Here is a 24,529-nt window from a genome sequence, read left to right on the forward strand (position 1 = left end):
ACTGTCGCCTTGCACGAGTTCAGCTCCCGGGTGCGGTCCTACGAGGTCCTGGAATCCGGGATCGCGCGTGTTCATTCGTCCAACGTGCGTGGCTTCGCGCACCTTCCTATCACCGTGGAGACCCGATGAACGTCGACCGATCCCCGCTCCGGGCAGCCGTGCGGAGCCGGCCATGAGAATTCGGGCCGACCTGGATCTGTGCCAAGGACACGCGGTCTGTCAGGCCGAGGCGCCGGAGGTTTTCACGGTGCCCAAACGCGGCCGGGTCGAGATCCTCGACGACGCGCCGACCGGCGAGCACGAGCCCGCCGTGGCGAACGCCATCCGTTACTGCCCCACCCAAGCCCTGTCGATCGCCGATGCAGGCGCGACCGACCCCTCTCCGAAAGGTACCGACTGATGCCAGGTTTCGATCGCGCCGAGCTCGACGAGATGATCCAGCGCTGGATCGTGGAAAACCAGCGCTGCGAGGAAAAGGGCGACTGGAAGCCGCTCGCGCAGATGTACACCGAGGACGCCACCTACGGCTGGAACTACGGCCCTACCCAGGAATTCATGGCCGTCGGGCGCGACGAGATCCGCGATCTCGCCCTCGGCCAGGAGATGGCCGGACTGGAGGGCTGGAGTTACCCCTACCAGGAATTCGTGGTCGATGAACGCAGCGGCAATGTCATCGGATTGTGGAAGCAGATCAGCGAGGCCAAACGTCCCGATGGGCGCAACTACTCGCCCGAGGGCATCGGCGGCAGCTGGTTCCGCTACGGCGGTGACTTCCAATGGTCCTGGCAGCGCGATTTCTTCGACTTCGGGAATGTCTCGGCGCTGTTCGTCGAGATGATCACGAACAACGCGCTCACGCCCGGCATGCGCAAGCGCATCGAGCGTTCGGTCTCCGGCGATCCGCTGCCGGGGTGGTACCGCGTCGGCGAATCGCCCGTCGCGCTGTGGTGACCGACATGGCCGCACCACACAGCCGATTCGCCGGCCTGGGTCGGGACACCCTGGCCGCGCTGGTGCCCGAACTGCTGCTGTGCGGGCACCTCATCGACCGCTCCGGCATGGCGCACTCGATCGCGGCATTCGGCCGCGAGGGCATGACCCAGGTCGCCATCGAGGAGTGGCAGGTCGCCAGCCCGGTCTACACCCGGCGCATGCAGCGCGCGCTCGGCTTCGCCGGCGACGGCGTGGAGACCATCTTCAAGGGCTTGCAACTGGACATCGGCGCCCCACCGCAGTTCATGGACTTCCGTTTCCGGGTCGAGGATCACCACCACGGCGAGTTCTGGCTCGACCACTGCGGCGCGCTCGCCGACGTGGAGCCGATGGGCACGGACTTCGTCGTGTCGATGTGCCACGACATCGAAGATCCGACGTTCGACGCGACCGCGCTGGCCACCAATCCGCATGCCCAGGTCCGGCCGATCCACCGGCCACCACGCAGCCCGGCCGATCGGAAACCGGTGTGCGCGTGGACGGTCGTCATCGATCCCGCACACGTGCCGCCGCCGGTGCCGCCGAACGCCGAGCTGGTCGCCGGGTCGGTGGCGGCCGGTCTGGAGCTGGGCGGGATCGACCGGGCCGAGGAAGGGCGGCCGGACTACTCCGGCCCGCTGCTCAGCGATGTGCGCTTCGCGGACTTCTCCCGCTCCGCGCTGATTCGCCTCGCCGACGAGATCTGCTTGCAGCATCATCTGCTCACCCTCGGGTTCATGATCGCGGTGCGCGCCAGGGCGGACGCCGCCACGGCGCTGGAGATCGGGCGCAAACAGTTCGCCGGGATCGCCGGGCTCACCAGTGAACGCCTGCGCAACTGCCTCGGCCTCGGTGACGACGCCGCCGCGCTCGCGACGGTGCTGCGGCTGCATCCCGCTCTGAATCCGCTGCCCTACACCGGAATCGAGGTCGGCGACAGCGGTGCGACGGTCACGGTGACGTTCCCGTCCGCGAGCGGTGCGCAGACCGACGGAACCTGGCCCTCGATGCTCGACCCCGAGCATCTGGAGCCGCTGAACGCCCTGGTCCGTGGCGTGAACCCACGTTTCTCCGCCGAGGTCATCAGCACGGGTGAGCAGGGGTGGCGCGCCGGCATCACGCTCGGCGACAAACCGTTCCGTGAGGCGACGGAAGTCGCGATCACCCGGTTCAGCACCGGCGCCGCGTTCACCTTCACCGACCGGGGGATACCCCTGCCGCTCACCGTCGTGTGACAGCCCACCCAGAGATGGAACGACATGGCCAACAATTTCGCCGACCTCTTCGAGCACTCCGTGGATGCCATGCCCGAGCGGGTGGCGCTGATCCAGTCCGGGCGCCGGGTGACCTTCCGTGAACTCGACGACCGGGCCAACCAGCTCGCGCACTACCTGGTGAGCGTGGGCGTCGGCCGGGGGACCCATGTGGGTTTCCAGATGCACAACGGCATCGAGACGATGGAGACGCTGATCGCGTGCTTCAAACTCGCCGCCGTCCCGATCAACATCAATTACCGGTACGGCGTCGGGGAGCTGGCCTATGTCTATGCCAACGCGGATCTGGAAGTGCTCGTGCATCACTCCTGCTATTCCGAGGTCGTACAGGAAGCCCGTGCGCAGACACCCGCGTTGCGGCACACGATCTGTGTCGATGACGAATTCGGAACGGACGAGGTGGATTCCGCGGATATCGGGTACGAGACCGCCCTCGCGGGCAGGCCGACGGATCGTCCGGTGGTCGAGCGCGGTGCCGACGACCTGTTCATGATGTACACCGGGGGGACCACCGGCATGCCGAAAGGCGTCATGTGGCGGCAGGAGGACATGTGGCGGGTCCTCGGCGGCGGCATCGACTTCTACACCGGCGAGCCGGTCGCCGACGAGTTCCAGCAGTCCCGCACCGGCGCCGAGAACGATCCGGGCACCTGGCTGGTGCTGCCACCGCTGATCCACGCCGCCGCCATGATGCCCACTTTCACCGCGCTGTGGTCGGGCAACACGGTGATCTTCGAGTCCCGATTCGACGCCGGGCGGGCCTGGCGGACGGTCGCCCAGCAGCGACCGCAGGTCATGGTGATCACCGGTGACGCCATGGCCCGCCCGCTGATCGAGTCGTACCGGCGCGAGCCGGTGGACGCCTCGTCCCTGCTCGCGATCGCCTCCGGCGCCGCGCTGCTGTCGCAACCGGTGAAGAACACGCTGCTCGAGCTGTTTCCGTGGGCGGTCGTCTCGGACTCCATCGGATCCTCGGAAACCGGTTTCGGCGGCATCGGCTTCGCGCAGAAACACGACGATCCCGCGCGCGGACCGCGGGTGCAGACCGGCCGTGGCGCGGTCGTCGTGGACGACGACGGCCGTCCGGTTCCGCCCGGCTCGCAGGGCTGGCTGGCCAAGACCGGCAACGTGCCGATCGGGTACTACAAGGACCCCGGCAAGACCGAGAAGCTGTTCAAGACCGTCGACGGCCTGCGCATGGTCGTCACCGACGACCGCGCCCGCGCCGAGACCGACGGGTCGATCACGCTGATCGGCCGCGGCAACATGGTGATCAACACCGGTGGCGAGAAGGTGTTCGTCGAAGAGGTCGAAAGCGTCGTCAAGGCGTACGACGCGATCGCCGACGCGGTGGTGATCGGGGTGCCGCACGAACGCTGGGGGCATCAAGTCGCCGCGGTGGTGTCGCTGTCCGGTCCGGGGCCGGTCGAGTTCACCGGCCTGCAGGCGCACGTCCGCAGGTATCTGGCCGGATACAAAGTGCCCAAACAGATCTGGATCGCGGACGACGTCGTGCGCGCGCCGAGCGGCAAACCCGACTACCGGTGGGCCGAGCAGTACGTCACCGGTCGCGGACCCGACCACAAGGTGGACTGACGTGATCCGGGTGATCCAGTGGGCGACCGGCGGGGTCGGCCGCGCCGCCATCGAAGGCATCATCGACCATCCCGAGCTGGAACTGGCCGGAGCGTGGGTGCACAGCGCCGAGAAGGACGGCAGGGATCTGGGTGAACTCGTCGGCCGCGCGCCGATCGGCGTGACAGCGACGACCGATGCCGACAGTCTGCTCGCCCTGCCCGCCGACTGCGTGCTCTACAGCCCCTTCATGGCCGACACCGAGACCGTGCGCGCGATCCTGCGCGCCGGCAAGAACATCGTCACACCCCTTGGCTGGTTCCATCCGCGCCGCGCGGAGCGGCAGCGCTACGACGAACTGTGCCGCGCGGCCGGAGTCACGCTGCACGGCACGGGAATACATCCCGGCGGGATCACCGAGAAGATTCCCTTGGTGGTTTCGGCGCTGTCGGGCGCGATCACCGAAGTCCGCGCCGAGGAGTTCTCCGACATCCGCACCTACGGCGCGCCCGAGGTGGTCCGGGACTGGATGCTGTTCGGCGCCACGCCGCAGCAGGCCGCGACCAGTGTGATGGCGAACGTCCTCTCGGGCGGCTACGGGCAGTCGGTGTGGATGATCGCGGACGCGTTGGGCGTCGCGCTCGACGAGCAGTTGCGGGTGACGCACGAGGTGGCGGTGGCCACCGCGCCGATCGACTCGCCGATCGGCCCGATCGCCCCTGGCCGCGTCGCCGCGCAACGCTTCCGCTGGCAGGGCACCGTGCGGGGCGAACCGGTGATCACGGCCGCGGTGAACTGGTTCATGGGTAGCGAGAACCTGGATCCGCCGTGGAGCTTCGGTCCCGCGGGCGAGCGCTACGAGGTCGAGATCACCGGCGATCCCGGGGCGACCGTCACATTCACCGGAATGCACGCGCACAGCGCCGCCGCCGGTCTGGTCCGCAACCCCGGCATCGTCGCCACGGCCATGCACTGCGTGAACTCGATTCCGTACGTCGTGGCCGCCGAACCTGGCGTGCGGACCTATCTCGACCTGCCGCTCGTCGCGGGTCGCGCCGCCGCCTCACTGCGCGGGACCGGAGGACACGAGGCGGCCGATCCCGACGCCGCGCGCCGTCCTTCGGCGCGCTGATCGGTTCGCATCTTTCATCCAGGAGGTAGTTATGGCAGCACCGGCCATGCCGGTCGGATTCGACTTCACCGATCCGGCGTTATGGGAGAACCGAAGTCCGATCGAGGAATTCGCGCACCTGCGGCGGACCGCCCCGGTGTGGTGGAACGCGCAATCCGACGAGACCTCCGGTGGCTTCCGCGACGGCGGCTACTGGGTGGTGAGCAAGCTCGCCGACATCAAGGAGATCTCGAAGCACCCAGAACTGTTCTCCTCGGAGCGGAAAGGAGCCATCATCCGGCTGCCCGGCGACATCACGCCGGAGCAGATGGCGCTCACCGGCGCGCTGCTGGTGAACATGGATCCGCCCAAACACTCCAAGATCCGGCGGATCATCTCGAAAGGCTTCACGCCGCGGGCGGTGGAGAACCTGCGCGCGGCGCTCACCGAGCGCGCGGCGCGCATCGTGCACGGCGCGAAGCGGGCCGGTGGCGGTGACTTCGTCGAGCAGGTCGCCTGTGAACTTCCGTTGCAGGCGATCGCCGAGCTGATCGGCGTGCCGCAGGCGGATCGACGCAAACTGTTCGACTGGTCCAATCAGATGCTCAACTACGACGATCCCGAGTACGGCGATCCCGCCACGGCCTCCGCGGAGATCCTCGGCTACGCCTGGAACATGGCCGAGCAGCGCCGCGCCTGCCCGGTCGGCGATATCGTGAGCGAACTCGTGCACGCCGACGTCGACGGCGAGGCGCTCGGCTCCGACGAGTTCGGCTTCTTCGTCATCCTGCTCGCCGTGGCGGGCAACGAGACCACCCGCAACGCCATCACCCACGGAATGAAAGCGTTCGTGGACCACCCCGAGCAGTGGGAGATCTACCGGGAGCAGCGCCCGCGCACCGCGCCCGACGAGATCGTCCGGTGGGCCACCCCGGTGACCGCGTTCCAGCGCACCGCGACCCAGGACACCGTGCTGGGCGGCCAGGAGATCAGGCAGGGCCAGCGGCTCGGATTGTTCTACAGCTCGGCCAATTTCGACGAGGACGGCTTCGCGGATCCGTTCACCTTCGACGTGCTGCGCGACCCGAACCCGCACGTGGGTTTCGGCGGCACCGGCACGCACTACTGCGTCGGCGCGAACCTGGCCCGGCTGGAGATCGATCTGATGTTCAATGCCATCGCCGACGTGATGCCCGGCCTGCGGCAGGTGTCCGATCCGGTGCGGCTGCGGTCGGGCTGGATCAACGGCATCAAGAGCTGGCGGGTGCGGTACGAGTAGCCGCGGGTGCGTGCTCCCCGTCACCGTGACGGGGAGCTGCGCGGACCCGGCCGCGCCGTCAGCCGTTGTCGTCCTTGCGGCGCCGGCGATAGCGCACGGTGCAGGGCTGCGCGAGCTGCACCACCATCTTGGAGTGGTCGTTGCGGTAGCTGTCCGACGGCTGGGTCATCTCGAACTCCCAGTCCCGCAGCAGCAGGGAGAAGATCGCCTTCAGCTGCATGAGCGCGAACGCCGCGCCGACGCAGCGATGACGGCCCGCGCCGAACGGAATCCAGGTCCAGCGATTGACGAGATCGGCTTGGTCGGGATCGAGGTAGCGGCCGGGATCGAAAGCGTCCGGATCGGGGAAGTCCTCCGGGATCCGGTTCGAGATCGCGGGCGTGGCGGCGACATGGTCACCGGCTTCGATGCGATGGCCGCAGACGTCGAACTCGCCACGGGCCACCCGCATCAGGATGATCAGGGGCGGGTGCAGGCGCAGCGTCTCCTTGAGCACGGATTCCAGGTGCGGGATCTGGCGCAGCGCGCCGAAGCTGATGTCGGAGCCGTCGGCGTAGAGCTCGTCGAGCTCGGCGACAACCTGGCCGAGCACCTCGGGGTGGCGCAGCAATTCGATGATCGTCCAGGCCGCCGTGCCGGAGGTGGTGTGATGACCGGCGAACATCATGGAGATGAAGATGCCGGTGATCTCGCTGGCGCTGAATCGCGGTTCGCCGTTGTCGCCGGGGATCGAGATGAGCACGTCGAGCATGTCCCGGTCGTCCTTGCCCGTCGGCGGGTCGGCGGCCCGGCGATCCATGATCGCCTGGACCAGTTCGACCAGCTCGGCGCGCGCCCGGTCGCGGCGGCGGAAGCTCTCGATCGGGGCGTACGGGTCGACGTAGGCCAGGGCGTCGGTGCCGCGCTCCAGGTCGTGGTAGAGGTGCGCGAAGCGGTCGTCGAGGTCGTTGCGGAATTTCACGCCGATCAGGCAGGCCGAGGAGGTGTAGATGGTCAGCTCGGCGAAGAAGTCGAGCAGGTCGATCTCGCCCTCGTCACCCCAGCGCGCCAGCATCCGTTCGACCTCGCGGGCGATGGTCGCGGCGTGCCCGCGCATGTGCTCGGCGCGCAGCGCCTGGTTGTGCAGCATCTCCTTGCGGCGTTCCGGGCTGGCGTCGAACACGACGCCGTCGCCGAAGATGGGCTTCATGAAGGGGTAGGCGGCGGCCTGGTCGAGGTCCTCGTCACCGGAGCGGAAGAAGAATTCGTTGGCCTCCGCGCCCGACAGCAGGATGACCTGACGCCCCGCCAGATCGAACGATCCGACGTCGCCGCACTCCTCGCGGACCCGGCGCATCAGTCCGATCGGGTCGACGCGGAACTCCTCCAGATGACCGTGCTCGTGGTCGCCTCCGGATACCCGACGTGGTTTCACCAGAGTCATTGGAAATCCTTCCCCAGATATGTGTCCAAGTTTTATGATGGACACGTGTCTGGACAGTACTACGGCTAACTGGCGTCCGGCAAGACGACGTCGCCCCGGCCGGACGTCCGGAGCCGAAGGTGGGCCGCACCGCCGTCCGCGCGCAGCCCGCGACGAGAAGTGATCGGTGGATTCGACGATGGATTTCGGCAGGCAGACCGTGGTGGTCACGTGGCGGGTATTTCGGTTGAAGATCGCGGGGGCGGCGCTGATCCTGCTCGTCGCCGCGGTCGTCGTGGTCGCCGTCGCGATGTTCGCCGGACGGTTCAACTCGACCGTGACGGTTACCGTCGAGGCGCCCCGCTCGGGGCTGGTCCTCGATCCCGATGCCAAGGTGCGGATGCGGGGCGTCGAGATCGGCAGGGTGAGCGCGGTGGAGTCCGGAACCGACCGGGCGCGCCTACGGCTGGCGCTCGATCCGGAGTTGCTGGAACTGGTGCCCGCCAACGCGACGGTGGATATCCGTTCCACCACCGTATTCGGCGCCAAGTACGTGAATTTCGTCGTGCCGGGCGTCCCTTCGCCGACGCCCATGCGACCCGGCGCGACGATTCGCGCGGACTCCGTCACCGTCGAGTACAACACGCTGTTCCAGCGCCTGAGCGCGATCCTGGCCGAGATCGAGCCTGCCGAACTCAACGCCGCGCTGGCCGCGCTGGGCACGGCGCTACAGGGCCGCGGCGACCGGCTGGGCGATCTGCTCGTCCGCACCGACGACTATCTGCGGCAGATCAACCCGAGCCTGCCCGCGCTGCGCCGGGATCTGTCCTCCGCCGGGCAGGTCACCGAGCTGTATGCCGACACCGCCCCCGATCTGCTGCGTACGGCGAGCAACGCCACGGTGACCGGTGCGACGCTCGCCCACGGCGCCGCGGACCTGGACGCCGTGCTGCTGAGTCTGATCGGCTTGGCCGACACCATCCGGTCGGCGCTGACGGAGAACGAGCCGGGGCTCACGGCGGTCCTGGAGACCTTGCGGCCTACCAGTTCGCTGCTCGACGCGTACTCGCCCGTGCTGTATTGCGTGGTCGTCGGTATCGCCAGAGCGCTTCCCCTCGCCGAGGCCATCATCGGCGGAAACGCGCCCGGAGCTATGTTCAACGCGAGCTTCATGTACGGCGCGCGGCCCTACGAATATCCCGGCGACCTGCCGAAGGTGAACGCGACCGGCGGGCCGCGCTGCGACAACATCCTCGACCGGGTCCCCGGCAGCCACGCCGACTATGTGGTCACCGATACCAACGAAGGTGCGCCTTTCACGCCGTCCATGGCAGTCGTGCCCAATGCTCCCAAGGTCTTTCAGATCCTTTTCGCCGGTATGCCCGGAGTGCCGCGCTAGTCGACCGCGGCTTTCGCCGGTGCGGTGGGTCGGCCGAGGACGGTTTGCGGATCACCCTGTCCGATGACGCGCCCGTCGTGCAACAGCAGGCAGTGGTCGGCGCGCAGGGCATCCTCGTGGCGGTGGGTGGCGTGCACGACCGTCACGCCCTGCGTCCCGACACTGCCGATGGCGTCGGCGATGTCCTGCTGCGCGGCCGCGTCCAAGCCGGTGGTCGGTTCGTCGAGCAGGAGTAGATCCGATTCCTGCGCGAGCGCCTGGGCGAGCAGTGTCCGCTGGCGCTGGCCTCCGGAGAGGGTGTCGAGCCTGCGCTCGGCCAGGTCGGCGATGGCCATCCGGTCCAGGCACGCGCGCACGACCGCGTGATCCTGCCGGGTGAGACGCCGCCATGCTCCGCGATGCGTCCAGCGTCCCATCGCGACGGTCTCGCGGACGGTGATCGGCAGGGTCGCCGGAACCCCGCTGTGCTGCACCACGAATGCCGGTCGCCGCAGATGTTCTCGGCGAACCGCGCCCGCGGTGGGCGCGATGACGCCTGCGAGGACGCCGAGCAGGGTGGACTTGCCGGACCCGTTGGGGCCGACGAGCGCGGTCACCTGTCCGCCCGGGATCGAGGCGGTGACCTCGTGCAGGACCGGTTGTCCACGGTAACCGGCCGTCACCGCGGCGACATGGACAGCTGGCGGCGGCATGGCGGGCTCCGATCAGGTCGTTGAAATGAAAACCGTTATCATTGTAGAGTGCTGCTCCATGGAGTGGTTGGCCCCGTTCGAGGTGTCGTTCGTGCAGCGGGCGCTGTGGGGCGGGCTGCTCGTTTCGTGCCTGTGCGCGCTGGCGGGGACGTGGGTGGTGGTGCGCGGCATGGCCTTCCTCAGCGACGCCATGGCGCACGGCATGCTGCCCGGCGTGGCGATCGCCGCGCTGCTCGGTGGAAACCTGCTGCTCGGCGCGGCGTTCAGCGCCGCGGCCATGGCGGTCGGCGTCTCCGTGCTCGGCCGGGGCACCAGGTTCGCGGCGGACACCGGCATCGGATTGCTGTTCGTCGGGATGCTGTCGGCGGGCGTGATCATCGTGTCGCGTTCGCCCTCGTTCGCGGTCGACCTGACCGGCTTCCTCTTCGGTGACGTGCTCGCCGTGCGCGAGCGGGACCTGTGGTACCTGGCCGTGGCCGCGGTCGTCGCCACCGTGGTCTCCGTGCTGGGCTACCGGGCGTTCGTGGCACTCACCTTCGATCCGCGCAAGGCGCACACCCTCGGATTGCGGCCGCGCGTGGCGAACGTGGCGCTGATCGGCCTGGTCACCCTCGCGATCGTCGCGTCCTTCCACATCGTCGGCACGCTGCTGGTCTTCGGCCTGCTCATCGCGCCGCCCGCGGCGGCCGTCTACTGGGTGCACCGCATCCCGGCGATCATGCTCACCGCCGCAGTGCTCGGCGCGGTGGCCACCGTCGCCGGGCTGCTGATCTCGTGGCACGCGCGCACCGCGGCGGGGGCGACCATCGCGGCGACGGCCGTCGCCCTGTTCTTCGTGTCGGCCTCGACGGCCTGGCTGCGGGAACGCGTCCGCTCTCTGCGCGTGTCGCCGCAACCGCTGACGCTGCTGCTGGTCCTCGCCGCGATCACGCCCTTGATCGGCTGCGGGACAGACGAATCCGCCGCGCCGACGGAGCCGGCGCCGCACGGGTACGTGGCGGGCGCGGAGGAGACCGGCGAGGCACAGCCGCGTCTCGTGGTGGCCGACAACGGCACCGGAGCCGTGCGGGTGATCGACCTGGTCACCGAGGATGTCGTCGACCTCGGGCGGATGGAGGGCGTCGACCGGGTGAGCGCCGACGGACGCTTCGCGTTCCTGTCGGCTCGCGGCCGGGTGCGGGTCGTCGACGCGGGCGCCTGGACGGTCGACCACGGCGATCACGTGCACTACTACCGCGCGCCCGCCCGCGAGCTGGGCACGTTCGACGGTGGTCCGGTGTCGGGCGCGCACGGTGACAGCGCTCTCGCGGCGGTGACCTTCGACTCGGGCGCCACCGCGCTGCTGGACCGGTCCGCGCTCGGCGCCGGGTCGCTGCGGCAGCACGACGTGATCGCCGACGGAGCCGCCGTGCCGTACGCCGAGCACCTGCTCGTGGCCGTGCCCGCACGTGGGCAGGTCGAAGTCCGCAGGAGGGACGGCACGCAGGCCGCGGTCGTCGCGGAGCCGTGTGCCGCTCCCCGCGGCTCGGCGGTGACCAGGCGTGGCGTCGTCTTCGGTTGCGCCGACGGCGCATTGGTGGTGACGGCACGCGAGGCGGTGTTCTCGGGCGAGAAGATCCCCTATCCGCCCGGAACCGCCGACGCCGACCGCGCGACCGAGTTCGTCCACCGCCCCGGCAGCGCCACCCTGGTGGCGAAGGCCGGTCGGCGCGGCGTCTGGGTGCTCGACGTCCGGCGCAAGACCTGGACCGCGGTGGACACCGGTCCGGTGGTCGCGGCGAACACCGCGGGGGAGGGCACGGCCCTGCTGACCCTCACCGCGGACGGTCTCCTGCACAGCTACGACGCCGCGTCCGGCCGCGAGTCCGCCGTGGCGCGGCAGCTCACCGCGCCGGTGCTCGCTACGGCGCCCACTCCGGTCATCCTGGTCGACCAGCACCGCGCCTACCTCAACGATCCCGTGGCGCGGCTGATCCACGAGATCGACTACACGGACAACCTGCGCACCGCGCGCACGTTCGACCTCGGCATCACCCCCGCGGCGATGGTGGAGACCGGCCGATGACACTCACCGCTCGTCTGTGCGCGCTGGTCGGGGCCGCGCTGCTCGCGTTGACCGCCTGCTCGAACTCCGGCGCGGACGGTGCCGGAATCATCGTCACCACCAACATCCTCGGCGACCTCACCCGTGCCGTCGCCGGGGACGCGGCCGAGGTCACCGTCCTCATGCCGGCGGACGCGGACCCGCACTTCTTCGCGATCTCCGCGCAGCAGGCGGCTCAGCTCGAACGCGCGAGCCTCATCGTCTACAACGGCCTCGGCTTGGAGGAAGGCGTGCTCCGCAACGTCGAGGCGGCCGAGGCGTCGGGGGTGGCCGGCGTATCTGTGGGCGCGGCGATCGATCCGATCAGATACTCGGCGGAAGAGGCGGACGGGCGGCCCGATCCGCACTTCTGGACCGATCCGCGCCGTGTGCGCAGGGCGGTGGAGGTGATCCGCGACCGGATCATCGACCATGTCGACGGGGTCGACGCCACGGCCGTCCGCGCGGGGGCCGACCGCTACCTGGACGAACTCGATCGGCTCGACCGCTGGATGACCGAGCGGTTCGCGACGATCCCGCCCGAGCGGCGCAAGCTGGTCACCAACCATCACGTCTTCGGCTACCTGGCCCAGCGATTCGGTTTCGAGGTGGTTGGTGCCGTGATACCGGGTGGAACCACGCTCGCCTCGCCGAGCCCGTCGGATCTCGCGGCGCTCGCCGGGACGATCCGGACCGCCGGGGTGGGCGCGATCTTCGCCGATTCCTCGCAACCCGACCGCTTGGCCAGGGTGCTCGCCGACCAGGTCGGTGTGCACGTCCAAGTGATTCCCCTGTACTCGGAATCGCTCACCGAACCCGGCGGCGGCGCGGGCACCTACCTGGAGATGATGCGGGCCAACACCGAGTCGATCGTGCGCGGCCTCGCCGCCCCTTAGCGCCCAACCAAGAACGAAACACGGAGGCACCCATGCCCGTTCGGTCCCGAACCACGAAAGCGGCCGCCCTGACCGGCTTGCTGGCCGCAGCACTCACCGTCGCCGGTTGCGGTGCCGACACCTCGTCCGAGCAGGACACCCGGCGTGCACGGATCGCCGATCCGCTCGCGGTCACCTACGACGGCGGCATCCACGTGCTGGACGGAACTACCCTCGACCTCGCGGAGACGGTCGAACTCGACGGTTTCAACCGGCTCAACCCGGCGGGCGACGACCGGCACCTGATCGTCTCGACGAAAGAGGGCTTCCGCGTCTTCGACGCCACCGCGGCCGACTTCACCGGCACCGACTTCCCCGGCCCCGAGCCGGGACACGTGGTGCGGCATGCCGGGCGGACCGTCCTGTTCAGCGACGGCACCGGCGAAGTCGTCGCGTTCGACACGGCCGATCTCGCCGAAGGCAAGCCGAAGACCTCGAGCTATCGCGCGGCCGCACCGCACCACGGCGTCGCGATCGAACTGGCCAACGGCGACCTCGTCGTCACGCTCGGCACCGAGGAAAAACGCACCGGAATCGTGGTGCTGGACCGCGACCGCGCCGAGAAGGCCCGCAACGAGGACTGCCCCGGCGTGCACGGCGAGGCGACCGCCGCCGGGGAGGCCGTCGTGATCGGCTGCCAGACCGGCGTGCTCGTCTACCGCGACGGCAAGATCACCAAAGTGACCAGTCCGACCCCGTACGGCCGGATCGGCAACCAGGCCGGCAGCGACGCCTCGCCCGTCGTCCTCGGTGACTACAAGCAGGACAAGGACGCCGAACTGGAACGCCCGCAGCAGATCTCGCTGATCGACACGGTCACCGGCACGTTGCGCCTGGTCGATCTGGGCACCAGCTACACCTTCCGCTCGCTGGCCCGTGGCCCGCAGGGGGAAGCCCTGGTCCTCGGCACCGACGGCCGCATCCACGTGATCGATCCCGTCGCGGGCGCGGTCGTGCGCACGATCCCGGTCATCGGCACCTGGCAGGAGCCGCTGGAATGGCAGCAGCCGCGCCCGGCGCTGTTCGTCCGCGGCGGCACCGCCTACGTGTCGGACCCCGCCACCAAGCAGATCCACCGCGTCGACCTGGCGACCGGAACGAAGACGGCGACCGCCACCCTGCCGGGCACACCGAACGAAGTGAGCGGTACGGCCGGGCACTGACGTCAGCTTCTTCCGGCTCAGGGACGGCTTCGGCGACAGCTATGGCGGTTCGTCGATGATCGTGGCGTTCAGCGAAGCACGGATTCCCGGCCCGATGAACGCTACGGTGGGATGACATGAACACCGCTGTGCTCGCCCTACCGGAGTCCGCAGGCGCCCCTCGGTCCGGGGCGTCGGCGCGGGGCCGGTTCCGGAGGATCGCGAACACGCGGCCGGTGGTCGTCGTCGCGGGCTGTCTGGTTCTGACGCAGTTGGCGATTCGCTGGTGGGTGGCCGACAGCGGGTACTTCTACTGGGACGATCTCATCCTGATGGGCCGAGCGGCCCGATACGGTCTGTGGTCCACCGACCTGCTGCTGTACGACCACGACGGGCATTTCATGCCGTTGGCCTTCGTCACGGCCTGGGCGGTGAACGCGGTGGCGCCGCTGGCCTGGGCCGGTCCGACGGTGGTGCTGCTGGTCATGCAGTTCGGCGCGTCGGTGGCCGTGCTGCGGATGCTGTTGCTGGTGGCGGGCCCACGATGGTCGATCCTGGCCCCGCTGACCTTCTACCTGTTCTGCCCCTTGACGATTCCGGCGTTCGCCTGGTGGGCCGCCGCCCTGAACGCGCTGCCGCTGCAATTCGCCCTCGCCTGGGTGATCGGTGACGCGGTGCTGCTGGTCCGGACCGGCCGGCGCCGGTACGCGCTGTCGGGGGTCGCGGTGGTGGCGGGGGCGGTGCTCTACTTCGAGAAGGCGGCGATCGTGCCGTTCGTCGCCTTCGCCGTGACGGCGCTGCTCCGCCACGTCGACGGCAGCCCGGCCGCGATCGCGGCGGTGGCGCGGCGGGGCACGGCACTGTGGGTCGGGTCGGGCGCGGTGCTGGTCTGCTGGGCGATCGGATACCTCGTGGTGGTCGACGATCCCGCCCTGCCCAGTGGCGCGCACGAGCTGCGCGCCCTGCTGCCCGGCGCGGCTTCGCTGGGCATCGTGCCCGCCTTGTTCGGCGGGCCGTGGGTGTGGGAGCGGTGGCTCCCGTCCACGCCGTGGGCGGACCCGCCCGGGTGGACGGTGGTGTCGGCCTGGATCGCGCTGGTCCTGGTGGTGGCACTGTCGATGCGGGTCCGGCAGCGTATCGGGGCGGTCTGGCTGGCGGCCGCGGCCTATGTCCTGGTCGCCCAGCTGGCCGTGGCACTGGCTCGTGGCGGACCGAACACCGCGGACGAGCTCATGCAGTCGCTGCGGTACTTCGCCGACATGGCCGTGGTGGTGGCCGCCGCCGGGGCGCTGATGCTGCGTGCTCGGCCCAGGCCCGCGCGTGGTCCGATGCTCGCCGCGCTGCCCGGCCGGCCCGTCACGGTCGCGGTGACGGTGGCGTTCCTGGTGAGCAGTCTCTGGTCCACGCGGACGTTCGTGCAATCGTGGCGTGCCGGTCCCACCGAAACCTATGTCACGAACGTGAAATCGGCACTGCGCGGGTGGGACGGCGCTCCCCTGCTCGAGCAGGAGGTGCCGTGGAATGTGTTGAATCCGCTGGCATACCCGCAGAATCTGACCCGCAACGTGCTGGCGCCCGTGGCCGCTCCCGGCACGTTCGCGGACTCGACGCCGCACCTGCGCATGATCACCGACCAGGGGGAGATCGTCGAAGCGGCGGTCTGGTGGAACCGGATCATCCTGCCCGGACCGGAACCCGGCTGCGGGCACCGGATCCGTGGCGTCGCCCCGGCCCGCCTGCCCCTGGACGGTCCGATGATCGCGAACAAGTGGACGGCGCAACTCAACTACCTCGCCAGTCGCGATGGCCGGATCAGCGTCGCCCTGGAACAGGGGCAGGCCGTGTCGGCGCCGGTGCGCAAGGGGCCGAACACCGTGTTCGTTCGCGTCGTAGGCAGTGGCTCGGCACTGCGAGTCGTCTCCGAGACCACAGGTCTCGACCTCTGCGTGGGGGTCGGTCCGGTCGGTGTCGCGTCCTACGACAACTGAACCGCTGCCGCTGTCTCCCGGCTGTTTCGCCTCGGCCAGGTCATCGGCCTGTGCTGCGGTGCGGCGGTGACGGCGTTCTACGATCGGAAAGGGTTGTTGCGCACCGCGGATCGCCGGAGGGCGGAGACGTAACTGAGAGCCCTCGATCCCGGCCGGGGTCGAGGCTCCCCGCTCAGTTCTGGGCCACGGCCGACTCGGCCGCGGCGCGGGCGCGCGCCAAAGCTTCCGGCACCGGAATCCGGCCGAGATACATCTCGGCGAAGATCGGGTCCATGGCGCGGAGCGCGGCCGGGAAGCCCGGACCGCCGCCGGAGGAGATGCGCGGGCCGCGTAGCACGTCGAAGAAGGGGGAGACGTCTACTCCCTTCTCTGCCCAATAGTCGCGATAGCGCTGCTGTTCGGCGACGACGGCCGGGATGGCAGCGCCGCCCTCGGCCAGGTAGCGATTGCCCGCGCCGCTGCCGAGCCAGGCCAGGACCCGGCGCACCGCGTCCGGATGCCGGGTGGCGGCGTTCGCGGCGACGCCGATCGCGTTGTTCGTGCTCACCCGCCCGGCCGGTCCCTCGGGCAGCGGGGCGACGCCCCACCCGAACCGGGCCTGCTCGGAGATCCGCGCGAGATCGAACGTCCCGGACTGGAACAGCGCGAGTTTGCCCTGCAGGAAGGCATTCCTCGCGAAGTCGGGATTGGTGTTGGTGTCCGCGGGGGAGGGCGTGAGCCCGTCGGCGACCAACCGCACCAGATACTCGAACGCTCCGACGCCCTGGGGGCTGTCGAAGACGAAACGGTCGTGGTCGTCCTGGAACCGCGCTCCCGCCGAACCCAGATAGGGCAGCTCGATGGACTGGAAGTCGTGCTCCGCGTTGTATGCCCAGGTCGCCACCAGCGCCAGTCTGCGCAACAGTGGGCGCAAGGCATCGTCGCCGCGGGGACTCCACCGCAGTGCGGCCAGCTCGGCGGGATCAACCTGTGCGGCCGCGAGCAATTCGCGGTTGTAGTACACGGCGGTACCGGCGTCGACGAATTGCGGTACTGCCCAGAGCTTTCCGTCGCGGGTGTATTGTGCGACGGCCGACGGGTCCCAGGACCGCGCGGCCTCGGGGCCCAGTGCCGCCCCGATGTCGATCAACCGCCCCGCATCGGCGTAGTCCTCGTACAGGTTGGTCCAGAACAGGTCGTCGGCGGTCCCGCCCGCCACGTCCAAGCGCAGCTTCTGCTGATAGGACGACCACGGCACCACCGTGATCTGCACTTCGAGGTCGGGATTGGCCCGCTCGAACTCCGCGAGCGAGGCACCGTAGCGGGGAACGAGACTCTCGTCCCAGATGCGCAGACTCACGACGGTGCGGCCGGACCCTTCGCCGCCGCGGCCCAGCCACAAGACGGCCCCCACCAGCAGCGCGGTGGCGAGCACGAGGGCGAGTACCACGCGGGTCGAGGTCCTCATCTGACTCCCGTCCACGCGATCGAGCGCAGCGCCTGCCGCTGGAAGACCACGAACAGCACCACCAGCGGAGCGATGGCCAGTGTCGTGGCCGCCAGCACGAGGGTCCACTGCGCGTTGTACCGGGTCTGCAGATTCGCCGTCGCCACGGTCAGCACCTGCCATGAGCGGCCGCTGCTCGCCACCAGCGGCCACATGAAGTTGTTCCACTGCGAGACGATCGTGACGAGCGTCAGCGTGGCCAGCACCGGCCTGCTCATCGGCACCATCACGTGCACGATGATGTCGAGGGTGTTCGCGCCGTCCAGCCGCGCCGCGCCGATCAGCTCCTGCGGGATCGCACGGAAATACTGACGCAGCAGGAAGATCGCGTAGGGCGAGCCGAACACGAACGGCAGGACCAGCGCCCAGAAGGTGTTGAGCAGATCGAGTTGCGCGAACATCAGATACAGGGGGATCAAAGTCACCATGGGCGGCACCATCATGGTGCCCAGATACACCCAGAACAGCGCGTCGCGGCCCGGGAACTCGGTGCGCGCGAACGCGTACGCCGCCAGCACCGAGGTGACCAGCTGGCCGCCGGTGACGAAGACCGTCAGCAGCGCGGTCACCAGTACCGCCCGCCCGAACCCGTAGTCCAGGACGGTCCGGAAGTTCTCCGCGGTGACCGGTCGCGGCAGCGCCAGCGGCGATCCGGACGCGAACTGGCCGGGCGTCTTCACCGCGGTGAGCGCGCTGAGCAGCAGCGGCGCCACCGTCAGCAGCGCTCCGGCCGAGACCACCGCGTAGGCCGCCGCCGAACGAAGACGTTCACAGCTCATAGGTGGTCCGATCCCGGAAGTAGCGGTGCTGCGCCACGGTGACCGCGAACATCACCGCGCACACCACGAGCGCCATGACGGCGGCCCGCCCCGGCCGGGCCGCGTCGAACGCCTCGGCGAAAATCCGCATGGCGACCACGTCCGTTCGATCGCCCGGCCCGCCTTTGGTCAGCGCGTACACGGTGTCGAAGGTCTGGAACGCGGTGAGCACGCCGGTGACCAGCACGAAGAACATGGTGGGACGCAGCAGCGGCAGGATCAGCCAGCGGATCCGCCGCCAGCCGGTGGCCCCGTCCAGCGCTCCGGCGTCGAGGATCTCACTCGGTATCGCGCGGATCCCGGCCACGAAGAACAGCGCCACGTACCCGAAGTTCGCCCACACGCTCACCGCGGCCACCGACGGCAGCGCCAGCGCCGGATCCGACAGCCATTCGACGCGCCGCCCGAGCACGGCGTTGACGGCGCCCCCGGTCGGCGCGAACATCCACTGCCACACCACGCCCACCGCCACCGGCGCGCACATCCACGGCAGCGCGTACAGCACCCGCAGACTCGTCGCTCCTCGCCGCCGCGCCAGCAGAGCCGCGACCGCGAAACCCAGCGCGGTCTGCGCGGGCACCACGATCGCGGTCAACGCCAGCGTCACCAGCATGGCATGGCCGAACGCGGGGTCCCCCAGCACCGAGCGCCAGTTGCGCAGGCCGACGAATCGCATGGGTCCCAGCAGATTCCAGCTGTGCAGACTCAGCCAGGCCACCACCAGGATCGGCAGCACCAGGAACACTCCGACACCGATCAGGCTCGGCAGCAGGAGAACATAGCTCGTCACGGTACGACGAGCCGCACGCCGGTTCATGTGCTGCGACGTTACCGCCCCCGCCCGGCGCGACACGGCGGGCGGGGGCGGCGACCGCCGCCGGGCTCGATCGGCACGAGGTGAATTACCGCGCGTCTCGAGTAGAAGGCTTGCTCAGCCGCCCATCCGGTGTTTCGATCGGCACGTGACCGACCAGAACGAGGTTCCCCGTATCGTCAGCGCCAGCCGTGAGATCAGCGCGGGTCCGGCGGAGATCTTCGAGCTCATCGCCGATCCGGCCGCGCAGCCGCGCTGGGACGGCAACGACAACTTGGCCGAGGCAGCGCCGGGGCAGCGGGTACGGGCGGCCGGTGCGGTCTTCAGCACCACCCTGACCAACGGAGCCGTGCGCGACAACCACGTGGTGGAGTTCGCCGAGGGCAGCCGCATCGCGTGGCGCCCGTCCGAACCCGGCAAAGAGCCGCCCGGCCACCTGTGGCGCTGGGAACTGGAGCCGGTGGGCGAGGGTCGTACGCGGGTGACCCACACCTACGACTGGACCTTGCTCACCGACGAGAAGCGTCAGATCCGCGCCCGCGCGACCACCGCGGACAAACTGTCGGCGTCCATCGACCGTCTCGCCGGGCTCGCCGAACAGCGGGCGGTTTCGGCGCCGGAGTAGGCGCGTCGTCACCGGACATCGTCGCGTGGGCAGCGGGTCGGGAGCCGGGCGGAGATCGGCCGGGGGGAACCCCGCGCGCCGGTGTCCATTCCCCGCCATCCGGTCCTGTGCCGGGGCGTTCGGCGTGCCGCGGCCGGTCCACCGTGGTCCGGTAACCTTGCCCGAATGACCTCGCCACGCCGTGTGAACAGGGGACCGAAGGCGGCGGCCGGCAATCGGGCAGCCTTGATCCAGGCGGCGCGCGAGGTCTTCGCGGACAGCGGCTTCGACGCGCCGTTCAGCTCCATCGCGCGGGCCGCCGGGGTCGGGCAGGGCGTGCTCTATCGGCACTTCCCGACGCGGGAGAGCATCGCGCTCGCGGTGTTCGAGGAGAACATCGACGGCATCGAGGCGCTGGCGGCCGACCCCGCGGTCACCGTCGACGATCTGCTGGCGATCATGGTGGACCAGATCACCACCTCGGCGGCGTTCATCGCGATGATCCACCCCACCAACACCGACGACATGCGCCTGTTCGAGGTGGCGCGACGGCTGATCACCCTGATCGCGGAGAAGCTCGATGATCCGAGTCAGCGCGGCACGATCAGCCCGGACATCACCACCGCCGACGTCGTCCTGGCGCTGGCTATGCTGGCGGCCGTCCTGTCGAAGACCGACGCGCAGTCGAAAGTGGAGACCGCCCGGCAGGCTTGGGCGTTGCTGGACCGCGCCCTGCGCGGCTGAGGGCGCGGCGCGCGTTCACGGCGAGCGGTCGATCGCTGCCAGCGCGTCGGCGACGCGCTCGAAGGAACGGATGATGTGCAGCAGCCCGTTGCCGAATTCCCGTTGGCCCACGTCGATTCCGGTTTCCGCCGACCAGCGGGCGAGTAACCGGTGTACCGTGGCTTCGGCGCCGCGGGTGCGCAGTCGCACCGCGGCGGCGTGGGCCTGTCGCTGAATCGAATCATGCACGGCGACAATGCCTTCGGCGGTGTGAACGGCGGAGTCACTGATGATGTCGACCAGTTCGACGAGCTCGTCGGCGAGCCCGATCAGATCGTGGATCTGGGCGATCTCGGCGGTGATCGCCATGTGGTCGATGCAGCAGCGCAGCAGGACGCCGAGATGGCGCAGGCGCCCGGGCAGCGGGCGGATCGGCGCGCCGAGCGGCGTGAGGTCAGCCAAGCGGTGCCGGATGCTGAACGGGTCGGCCGGGGGAGCGCCGAACTCGGCGAGAACGATGGCGCCCGCGCGGAGATCGAACGCCGTCGCGGTGAGCGGGTCGTCCGGATCGGCACGACTGGTGCTGGTTCGCATGCGTCTCCTGGTTATCGTCGCCGAGACGCCGACTTGCCCATGCCGCCCCCCTCGGTCGCATGTGGAATGGTCGCGTGGCAGCGCGGCAGTAGAGTTTGCCACAACATTGCCAATGGCAGTGTTCCGTGCCTGGTGAGATTCCGGACAGCATTGTCCGGTAGGGACCAGTCTGAACGATGCGCGCAGCGTCGTCAAGCTGTTCCCCGTGTTGGTGTTCAGTGCCTGCGGGCGGTTGTGCCGCGACGGCTGGAGCATCGAGAAATGCTGTTGTAGTGAGGTTCTTGGGAAGTGCGGCAGGTGGCCAGGGTGGTGTACCGGACGGTCGGAACCGCGAGTATTCGCCCGAGCCCTGCCTGCCGTGATGGACGACGAGCGGTAGCGCCCCGGTGAGATGTCGTCGCGGTAGGTGGATCGAGCGGTTTGACCAGCAAGTTGCTGCACCAGTGAGATAGGTCACAAACCGGCTCGCTCGAAGTGCTGTCGCGGGCTCGCCGCCCGCCTTAATGTGTGTGCGGCAGAACCTTCCGGCGAGGGGTCCGGCGATCCGCGGTTATCGCTGTGCCCGCTCTCCGGATCCTTCGCCGGTTCGGCATGCGGCCACTCACGGGCCGCCCGACTCGCTGATCCGCTATGGCCGGCGCGATGGCTGGTACCCATCGCAGTTGGTGTCCGCGGCCGGACCTATCGATATCTTCATTGGTGATAGGCGGGATGGGAACCATGGCTGTACGATCCGTCGATTCCGTTGACCGAGGCGCTCCAGGACTGCGCTCCGTCGCTCGCTGGCGAGCCCAGGCCCGCCGGTGCCCACATCGGTACCGCTTGGTGGTGGCCGCACCGGACGTCGCCGACGTCGTGCGCTACGCGGGCGGGTGGCTGTTCGATCGAACTGTCGCGGGATGGGAGGTCACCGTGCTGGTGGCCGACCATTCGGATACCCGCCCGCTGCGCATCCTCGGCGCGACGGTGCTCGACCTCGAGCAGTTCTTGGCCGCGCCGGTGCGTGAGACGTGGCCGCACGCGATCGCCGTCGCGTCCGAGATGTATCGGTCCGACGGCCGGATTCGAGACGGCGTGCTCGATTGCCTCGATCGCGGATTCACCGAGGTGACGATGTGGGGCGAGGGCCTTCCCGTGGAACTCGACCATCGGGTCGGAGTGGTTCAGCACCGGGTCAGCCTGGCCGGGCGGGCCTTCAAGGCGCGGGCGCTGCAGGCCGCCGGGCTCGCGACCGACGTGGTGGCCCATACGGAGGCGTTCCGGGCGGGGGAGTCGCCGGTGGATCGGAGATTCGGCGTGGACCTCGTGCCCGCGGGTTGACGGGAAATCGCGCCGCGGACAAGGGCTCTGCCGCACCGGGTGCACGTGCCGTCCGCGGGTGGTGGACAAGTCGGGCTGATCGACGCCATGTGCGGCGAGCGCGGTCCCGAGTTGCGCGATCGGACGGTGTCGACCCCCATCCGGTGTGGTTCGACCGCGGTGGTGACCGTCGGGGTCGCTGTGCCCACCACGGGGAAAGGCGCTTTCTCAAGTTAGCCTACCCTTATGGAGGCGACCGCGGTGGTGCACGAGCCCGGCAAGCGGACCGTCCGAGCGCGGAAGCGACCGCGTAAACCCGCGCGGCGCACGCTGATCGCGATACACCGCTGGTCGGCGTTGATTCTCGGCGTGGTCCTCGTCGTCCAGTCCACATCGGGCGCGATCCTGCTCTACCACGCCGAACTGTTCCGAGCCCAGCACGCCTCGTTCTATCGGCACACGGACGCCCCGCCGGTGGTCGACACCGAGCGCGCCGTGGCGCTGGTGCGGGCGGCCGATCCCGGTTTCGACGTCGGCTGGGTCGGCCGGGACGGCGGCGTGATCGTGGTCGGGAACCCGGAGTACACCGCCGCGTACTCCGTGGACCCGGGCACCGGACGCATCAACGAGCGGGTGAACCTGACCGACGGCGTACTCGGCTGGCTGGTCAACCTGCACGACTGCGCATTCGGCTGTCTGCGCTACTCCGGTGCGCTGCCGATCCTGGAGAACCAGGCTCCGCTGATCGGCATCACCTGGGCGGCGTCGATTCTCTGCTCGCTCGGCTTGCTGCTGGTATCGCTCGCGGTGTCCGGCGCCATCATCTGGTGGCCGTCGCTCGGACGGCTGCGCAACGGTTTCCGGGTCCGGCTGCGCAAGGGGCGCTTCGCCCGGGACCGCGATCTGCACAACGTGCTCGGCATTCTGGCCGTGCCGTTCCTGTTGATGTGGGGGATCACCGGGATCACCATCGAGTGGCCCGCCGTTCAGCGGGCTTGGCTCGTCGCGACCGGCGGCAACACGAGCCTCGTGCGCACCGAGAAGTATTTCGTGCCGCGTTCGGATGGCGCCGGACGGACGCCGCTGACCATCGGCGAGGCGGGTGCGATCGCGCACCGGGCCGCTCCCGGCCGGCTCGCTTATCTGCTGCTGCCCACCCAGGCCGCCCCCTACTACCGGGCTTCCGTCGCCGGCGCGTACTCACCTCGCGAGCACCGCCTGTTCTACAGCGGTGACGTCTTGGTGTACGTGAACGCCTACGACGGCTCCGATATCAAGGTGGTCGACGCGAGCCGGGACAGGCCGCTGGCGAACACCTTCTACGCCAAGGTCTTCGAGCCCGCGCACTTCGGCTGGATGGTGAACGGATGGTGGCGACTGGTATGGCTGGCTTTCGGCCTGACCCCGCTCGCGCTCGCGATCACGGGCCTGTCGACTTGGCTTTTCCGCCGCCGAACCAAACACCGCCGCGACCGCGCGACCACATAGCCGAACGGGCCTCCCGATGGGTTACGACGGAAAGTGGATCACCTGCCCGGAGAAGATCGAGTCGGGATTCTCGATGCGATTCGCCGCTGCGACGACCGCTACCCTGGTGTCCAGGTCCGCGGACCCGTACTCGTCGGCGCACAGCGATCGCAGGGTATCGCCCGCCACGCCGCGGCGTCGGTTCAGGCCGGGCACGATGAGCACCCGGCCGGGCTCCGGTTCGGTCTCCAGCGGCAGGTGGTTCGCCAAGGCGATGATCAGCGCGAGATGGTGGTCGCCGTACCACCGGGCGGCGAGTACGCCGAAAGTCTCGCCTTCGATCACCGTGTGGTGGCCGACATCGGCGAGTTCCGGAATGTGCAGCCACGCACCGCGCTGGATTTGGCGTTGTGCCACGCCGTTGACGACTTCCCAGAGCAGTTGAACGTCGATGTCCTCGGTTCCGTAGTAGCGCTGCGTGATCTGCTTGCGCGCCGCGGTGGAGTCGGCCGTGGTGACCAGATGGCGGCGCGTGATGTACGGGATCAGGAGCTGCTGGCCGACGTCGATCGCATCCGGATCGGCGAGATGGTTCTGGCGCGCGATCGCCGGGAACAAGCCGCCGTCGCCGTACTCACGCTGCGCGATCGCGAAGAGGGTGTCGCCGGGGCGTACTTCGTATTTCTTCATTTCCTTCGGTCTTCCTTTCCGAGGCTGCCGACAGTCGGTGTAGCCGCGGGCCGGGCCGGATCCGTCACGAGCCTGTCGTCCGGCTGCCTCCCATACGCGCACGTGCCGTCCGCGCAGGGTTCCCGCACTCCGGAATGCTCGTCGCTGCTGAGCGCGCGATCGTGAGTAGACGACTACTCGTT

General features: G+C 69.3%; 22 protein-coding genes and 1 pseudogene. 16 read left to right on the forward strand and 7 right to left on the reverse strand.

Annotation, left to right across the window (positions count from 1 at the left end; genetic code table 11):
* The 7 genes and pseudogenes from HOV91_RS40265 to HOV91_RS30160 form a co-directional block, all read left to right on the forward strand.
* A pseudogene (locus HOV91_RS40265) lies at positions 1 to 129 on the forward strand (cytochrome P450); the annotation flags it as partial.
* Between the two features lie 43 nt (positions 130 to 172).
* Positions 173 to 400 carry a ferredoxin gene (locus HOV91_RS30135; protein WP_174188704.1) on the forward strand — a complete coding sequence of 76 codons (228 nt, stop codon included), beginning with the start codon at positions 173 to 175 and terminating at the stop codon, positions 398 to 400.
* The gene (locus tag HOV91_RS30140) at positions 400 to 951 is read left to right on the forward strand and encodes a Cif family virulence factor (RefSeq protein WP_174188705.1); all 552 of its coding nucleotides are present in this window, start codon (positions 400 to 402) and stop codon (positions 949 to 951) included. The genes HOV91_RS30135 and HOV91_RS30140 overlap by 1 nt, the downstream gene beginning before the upstream one ends.
* Before the next feature lie 5 nt (positions 952 to 956).
* Entirely contained in the window at positions 957 to 2,207 is a 1,251-nt protein-coding gene (locus tag HOV91_RS30145; RefSeq protein WP_174188706.1) for a hypothetical protein, read from the forward strand.
* 24 nt (positions 2,208 to 2,231) lie between these two features.
* On the forward strand, positions 2,232 to 3,842 hold the full coding sequence (locus tag HOV91_RS30150; RefSeq protein ID WP_174188707.1) for an acyl-CoA synthetase: 1,611 nt from the start codon (positions 2,232 to 2,234) through the stop codon (positions 3,840 to 3,842).
* A 1-nt stretch (position 3,843) separates the two neighbouring features.
* The gene (locus tag HOV91_RS30155) at positions 3,844 to 4,953 is read left to right on the forward strand and encodes an NAD(P)H-dependent amine dehydrogenase family protein (protein ID WP_174188708.1); all 1,110 of its coding nucleotides are present in this window, start codon (positions 3,844 to 3,846) and stop codon (positions 4,951 to 4,953) included.
* Positions 4,954 to 4,984: 31 nt separating this feature from the next.
* Complete coding sequence (locus tag HOV91_RS30160) at positions 4,985 to 6,211, forward strand: cytochrome P450 (RefSeq protein WP_174188709.1); 1,227 nt, start codon at positions 4,985 to 4,987, stop codon at positions 6,209 to 6,211.
* Positions 6,212 to 6,269: 58 nt separating this feature from the next.
* Here the strand turns inward: HOV91_RS30160 and cyp51 are convergent, their stop codons facing one another.
* The gene (cyp51, locus tag HOV91_RS30165) at positions 6,270 to 7,634 is read right to left on the reverse strand and encodes a lanosterol 14-alpha demethylase (protein WP_174188710.1); all 1,365 of its coding nucleotides are present in this window, start codon (positions 7,632 to 7,634) and stop codon (positions 6,270 to 6,272) included.
* Between the two features lie 178 nt (positions 7,635 to 7,812).
* On the opposite strand from cyp51, the gene HOV91_RS30170 reads away from it, so the two are divergent.
* Positions 7,813 to 9,012 carry an MCE family protein gene (locus tag HOV91_RS30170; protein WP_174188731.1) on the forward strand — a complete coding sequence of 400 codons (1,200 nt, stop codon included), beginning with the start codon at positions 7,813 to 7,815 and terminating at the stop codon, positions 9,010 to 9,012.
* On the opposite strand, the gene aztA is transcribed toward HOV91_RS30170, so the two are convergent.
* Entirely contained in the window at positions 9,009 to 9,704 is a 696-nt protein-coding gene (aztA, locus tag HOV91_RS30175; protein WP_174188711.1) for a zinc ABC transporter ATP-binding protein AztA, read from the reverse strand. The two genes, HOV91_RS30170 and aztA, sit on opposite strands and share 4 nt — an antisense overlap.
* A 58-nt stretch (positions 9,705 to 9,762) precedes the next feature.
* Here aztA and aztB point away from each other — a divergent pair, with 58 nt between their 5' ends.
* The 4 genes from aztB to HOV91_RS30195 all read left to right on the forward strand — a co-directional run bounded on the left by aztB (position 9,763) and on the right by HOV91_RS30195 (position 15,852).
* Positions 9,763 to 11,769: a zinc ABC transporter permease AztB gene (gene aztB, locus HOV91_RS30180; protein WP_174188712.1), complete on the forward strand. Its 2,007-nt coding sequence runs from the start codon at positions 9,763 to 9,765 to the stop codon at positions 11,767 to 11,769.
* Entirely contained in the window at positions 11,766 to 12,683 is a 918-nt protein-coding gene (gene aztC / locus HOV91_RS30185) for a zinc ABC transporter substrate-binding protein AztC (protein WP_174188713.1), read from the forward strand. Before aztB ends, aztC begins: the two co-directional genes overlap by 4 nt.
* A gap of 32 nt (positions 12,684 to 12,715) precedes the next feature.
* Complete coding sequence (gene aztD, locus HOV91_RS30190) at positions 12,716 to 13,885, forward strand: zinc metallochaperone AztD (RefSeq protein WP_174188714.1); 1,170 nt, start codon at positions 12,716 to 12,718, stop codon at positions 13,883 to 13,885.
* A gap of 116 nt (positions 13,886 to 14,001) precedes the next feature.
* A complete protein-coding gene (locus tag HOV91_RS30195; protein WP_246351149.1) occupies positions 14,002 to 15,852 on the forward strand; it encodes a hypothetical protein in 1,851 nt (616 codons plus the stop codon).
* Positions 15,853 to 16,024: 172 nt separating this feature from the next.
* Here HOV91_RS30195 and HOV91_RS30200 read toward each other — a convergent pair whose 3' ends face one another.
* The 3 genes from HOV91_RS30200 to HOV91_RS30210 are packed head-to-tail and all read right to left on the reverse strand — an operon-like array spanning position 16,025 to position 18,973.
* Positions 16,025 to 17,299 (reverse strand): ABC transporter substrate-binding protein, encoded by a 1,275-nt coding sequence (locus tag HOV91_RS30200; protein ID WP_174188715.1) that lies wholly within the window; start codon positions 17,297 to 17,299, stop codon positions 16,025 to 16,027.
* Positions 17,296 to 18,117 (reverse strand): carbohydrate ABC transporter permease, encoded by an 822-nt coding sequence (locus HOV91_RS30205; protein ID WP_174188716.1) that lies wholly within the window; start codon positions 18,115 to 18,117, stop codon positions 17,296 to 17,298. Before HOV91_RS30205 ends, HOV91_RS30200 begins: the two co-directional genes overlap by 4 nt.
* A complete protein-coding gene (locus HOV91_RS30210; protein ID WP_174188717.1) occupies positions 18,107 to 18,973 on the reverse strand; it encodes a carbohydrate ABC transporter permease in 867 nt (288 codons plus the stop codon). The genes HOV91_RS30205 and HOV91_RS30210 overlap by 11 nt, the downstream gene beginning before the upstream one ends.
* A gap of 145 nt (positions 18,974 to 19,118) precedes the next feature.
* Here HOV91_RS30210 and HOV91_RS30215 point away from each other — a divergent pair, with 145 nt between their 5' ends.
* A complete protein-coding gene (locus tag HOV91_RS30215; RefSeq protein WP_174188718.1) occupies positions 19,119 to 19,595 on the forward strand; it encodes an SRPBCC family protein in 477 nt (158 codons plus the stop codon).
* A gap of 165 nt (positions 19,596 to 19,760) precedes the next feature.
* Positions 19,761 to 20,318: a TetR/AcrR family transcriptional regulator gene (locus HOV91_RS30220; protein WP_174188719.1), complete on the forward strand. Its 558-nt coding sequence runs from the start codon at positions 19,761 to 19,763 to the stop codon at positions 20,316 to 20,318.
* Positions 20,319 to 20,333: 15 nt separating this feature from the next.
* Here HOV91_RS30220 and HOV91_RS30225 read toward each other — a convergent pair whose 3' ends face one another.
* Positions 20,334 to 20,891 carry a hypothetical protein gene (locus HOV91_RS30225; RefSeq protein WP_174188720.1) on the reverse strand — a complete coding sequence of 186 codons (558 nt, stop codon included), beginning with the start codon at positions 20,889 to 20,891 and terminating at the stop codon, positions 20,334 to 20,336.
* A gap of 828 nt (positions 20,892 to 21,719) precedes the next feature.
* Here HOV91_RS30225 and HOV91_RS30230 point away from each other — a divergent pair.
* Together HOV91_RS30230 and HOV91_RS30235 are read left to right on the forward strand one after the other, a co-directional pair.
* Positions 21,720 to 22,211 (forward strand): hypothetical protein, encoded by a 492-nt coding sequence (locus HOV91_RS30230; protein ID WP_312884818.1) that lies wholly within the window; start codon positions 21,720 to 21,722, stop codon positions 22,209 to 22,211.
* A 225-nt stretch (positions 22,212 to 22,436) separates the two neighbouring features.
* Entirely contained in the window at positions 22,437 to 23,678 is a 1,242-nt protein-coding gene (locus HOV91_RS30235; protein WP_174188721.1) for a PepSY-associated TM helix domain-containing protein, read from the forward strand.
* Positions 23,679 to 23,699: 21 nt separating this feature from the next.
* Here the strand turns inward: HOV91_RS30235 and HOV91_RS30240 are convergent, their stop codons facing one another.
* The gene (locus HOV91_RS30240) at positions 23,700 to 24,347 is read right to left on the reverse strand and encodes a LysM peptidoglycan-binding domain-containing protein (RefSeq protein ID WP_174188722.1); all 648 of its coding nucleotides are present in this window, start codon (positions 24,345 to 24,347) and stop codon (positions 23,700 to 23,702) included.
* Positions 24,348 to 24,529 lie beyond the last annotated feature (182 nt).

The sequence above is a fragment of the Nocardia barduliensis genome, from assembly GCF_013315795.1.
GTDB classification, from domain to species: Bacteria; Actinomycetota; Actinomycetes; order Mycobacteriales; family Mycobacteriaceae; genus Nocardia; species Nocardia barduliensis.

Excerpts from the sequence above, each read along its gene's own strand:
- HOV91_RS30135 (WP_174188704.1), top strand. The coding sequence starts at position 173 with ATGAGAATTCGGGCCGACCTGGATCTGTGCCAAGGACACGCGGTCTGT.
- HOV91_RS30140 (WP_174188705.1), top strand. The coding sequence starts at position 400 with ATGCCAGGTTTCGATCGCGCCGAGCTCGACGAGATGATCCAGCGCTGG.
- HOV91_RS30145 (WP_174188706.1), top strand. The coding sequence starts at position 957 with ATGGCCGCACCACACAGCCGATTCGCCGGCCTGGGTCGGGACACCCTG.
- HOV91_RS30150 (WP_174188707.1), top strand. The coding sequence starts at position 2,232 with ATGGCCAACAATTTCGCCGACCTCTTCGAGCACTCCGTGGATGCCATG.
- HOV91_RS30160 (WP_174188709.1), top strand. The coding sequence starts at position 4,985 with ATGGCAGCACCGGCCATGCCGGTCGGATTCGACTTCACCGATCCGGCG.
- cyp51 (WP_174188710.1), bottom strand. The coding sequence starts at position 7,634 with ATGACTCTGGTGAAACCACGTCGGGTATCCGGAGGCGACCACGAGCAC.
- HOV91_RS30170 (WP_174188731.1), top strand. The coding sequence starts at position 7,813 with ATGGATTTCGGCAGGCAGACCGTGGTGGTCACGTGGCGGGTATTTCGG.
- aztA (WP_174188711.1), bottom strand. The coding sequence starts at position 9,704 with ATGCCGCCGCCAGCTGTCCATGTCGCCGCGGTGACGGCCGGTTACCGT.
- aztB (WP_174188712.1), top strand. The coding sequence starts at position 9,763 with ATGGAGTGGTTGGCCCCGTTCGAGGTGTCGTTCGTGCAGCGGGCGCTG.
- aztC (WP_174188713.1), top strand. The coding sequence starts at position 11,766 with ATGACACTCACCGCTCGTCTGTGCGCGCTGGTCGGGGCCGCGCTGCTC.
- aztD (WP_174188714.1), top strand. The coding sequence starts at position 12,716 with ATGCCCGTTCGGTCCCGAACCACGAAAGCGGCCGCCCTGACCGGCTTG.
- HOV91_RS30195 (WP_246351149.1), top strand. The coding sequence starts at position 14,002 with ATGAACACCGCTGTGCTCGCCCTACCGGAGTCCGCAGGCGCCCCTCGG.
- HOV91_RS30200 (WP_174188715.1), bottom strand. The coding sequence starts at position 17,299 with ATGAGGACCTCGACCCGCGTGGTACTCGCCCTCGTGCTCGCCACCGCG.
- HOV91_RS30205 (WP_174188716.1), bottom strand. The coding sequence starts at position 18,117 with ATGAGCTGTGAACGTCTTCGTTCGGCGGCGGCCTACGCGGTGGTCTCG.
- HOV91_RS30210 (WP_174188717.1), bottom strand. The coding sequence starts at position 18,973 with ATGAACCGGCGTGCGGCTCGTCGTACCGTGACGAGCTATGTTCTCCTG.
- HOV91_RS30220 (WP_174188719.1), top strand. The coding sequence starts at position 19,761 with ATGACCTCGCCACGCCGTGTGAACAGGGGACCGAAGGCGGCGGCCGGC.
- HOV91_RS30225 (WP_174188720.1), bottom strand. The coding sequence starts at position 20,891 with ATGCGAACCAGCACCAGTCGTGCCGATCCGGACGACCCGCTCACCGCG.
- HOV91_RS30235 (WP_174188721.1), top strand. The coding sequence starts at position 22,437 with ATGGAGGCGACCGCGGTGGTGCACGAGCCCGGCAAGCGGACCGTCCGA.
- HOV91_RS30240 (WP_174188722.1), bottom strand. The coding sequence starts at position 24,347 with ATGAAGAAATACGAAGTACGCCCCGGCGACACCCTCTTCGCGATCGCG.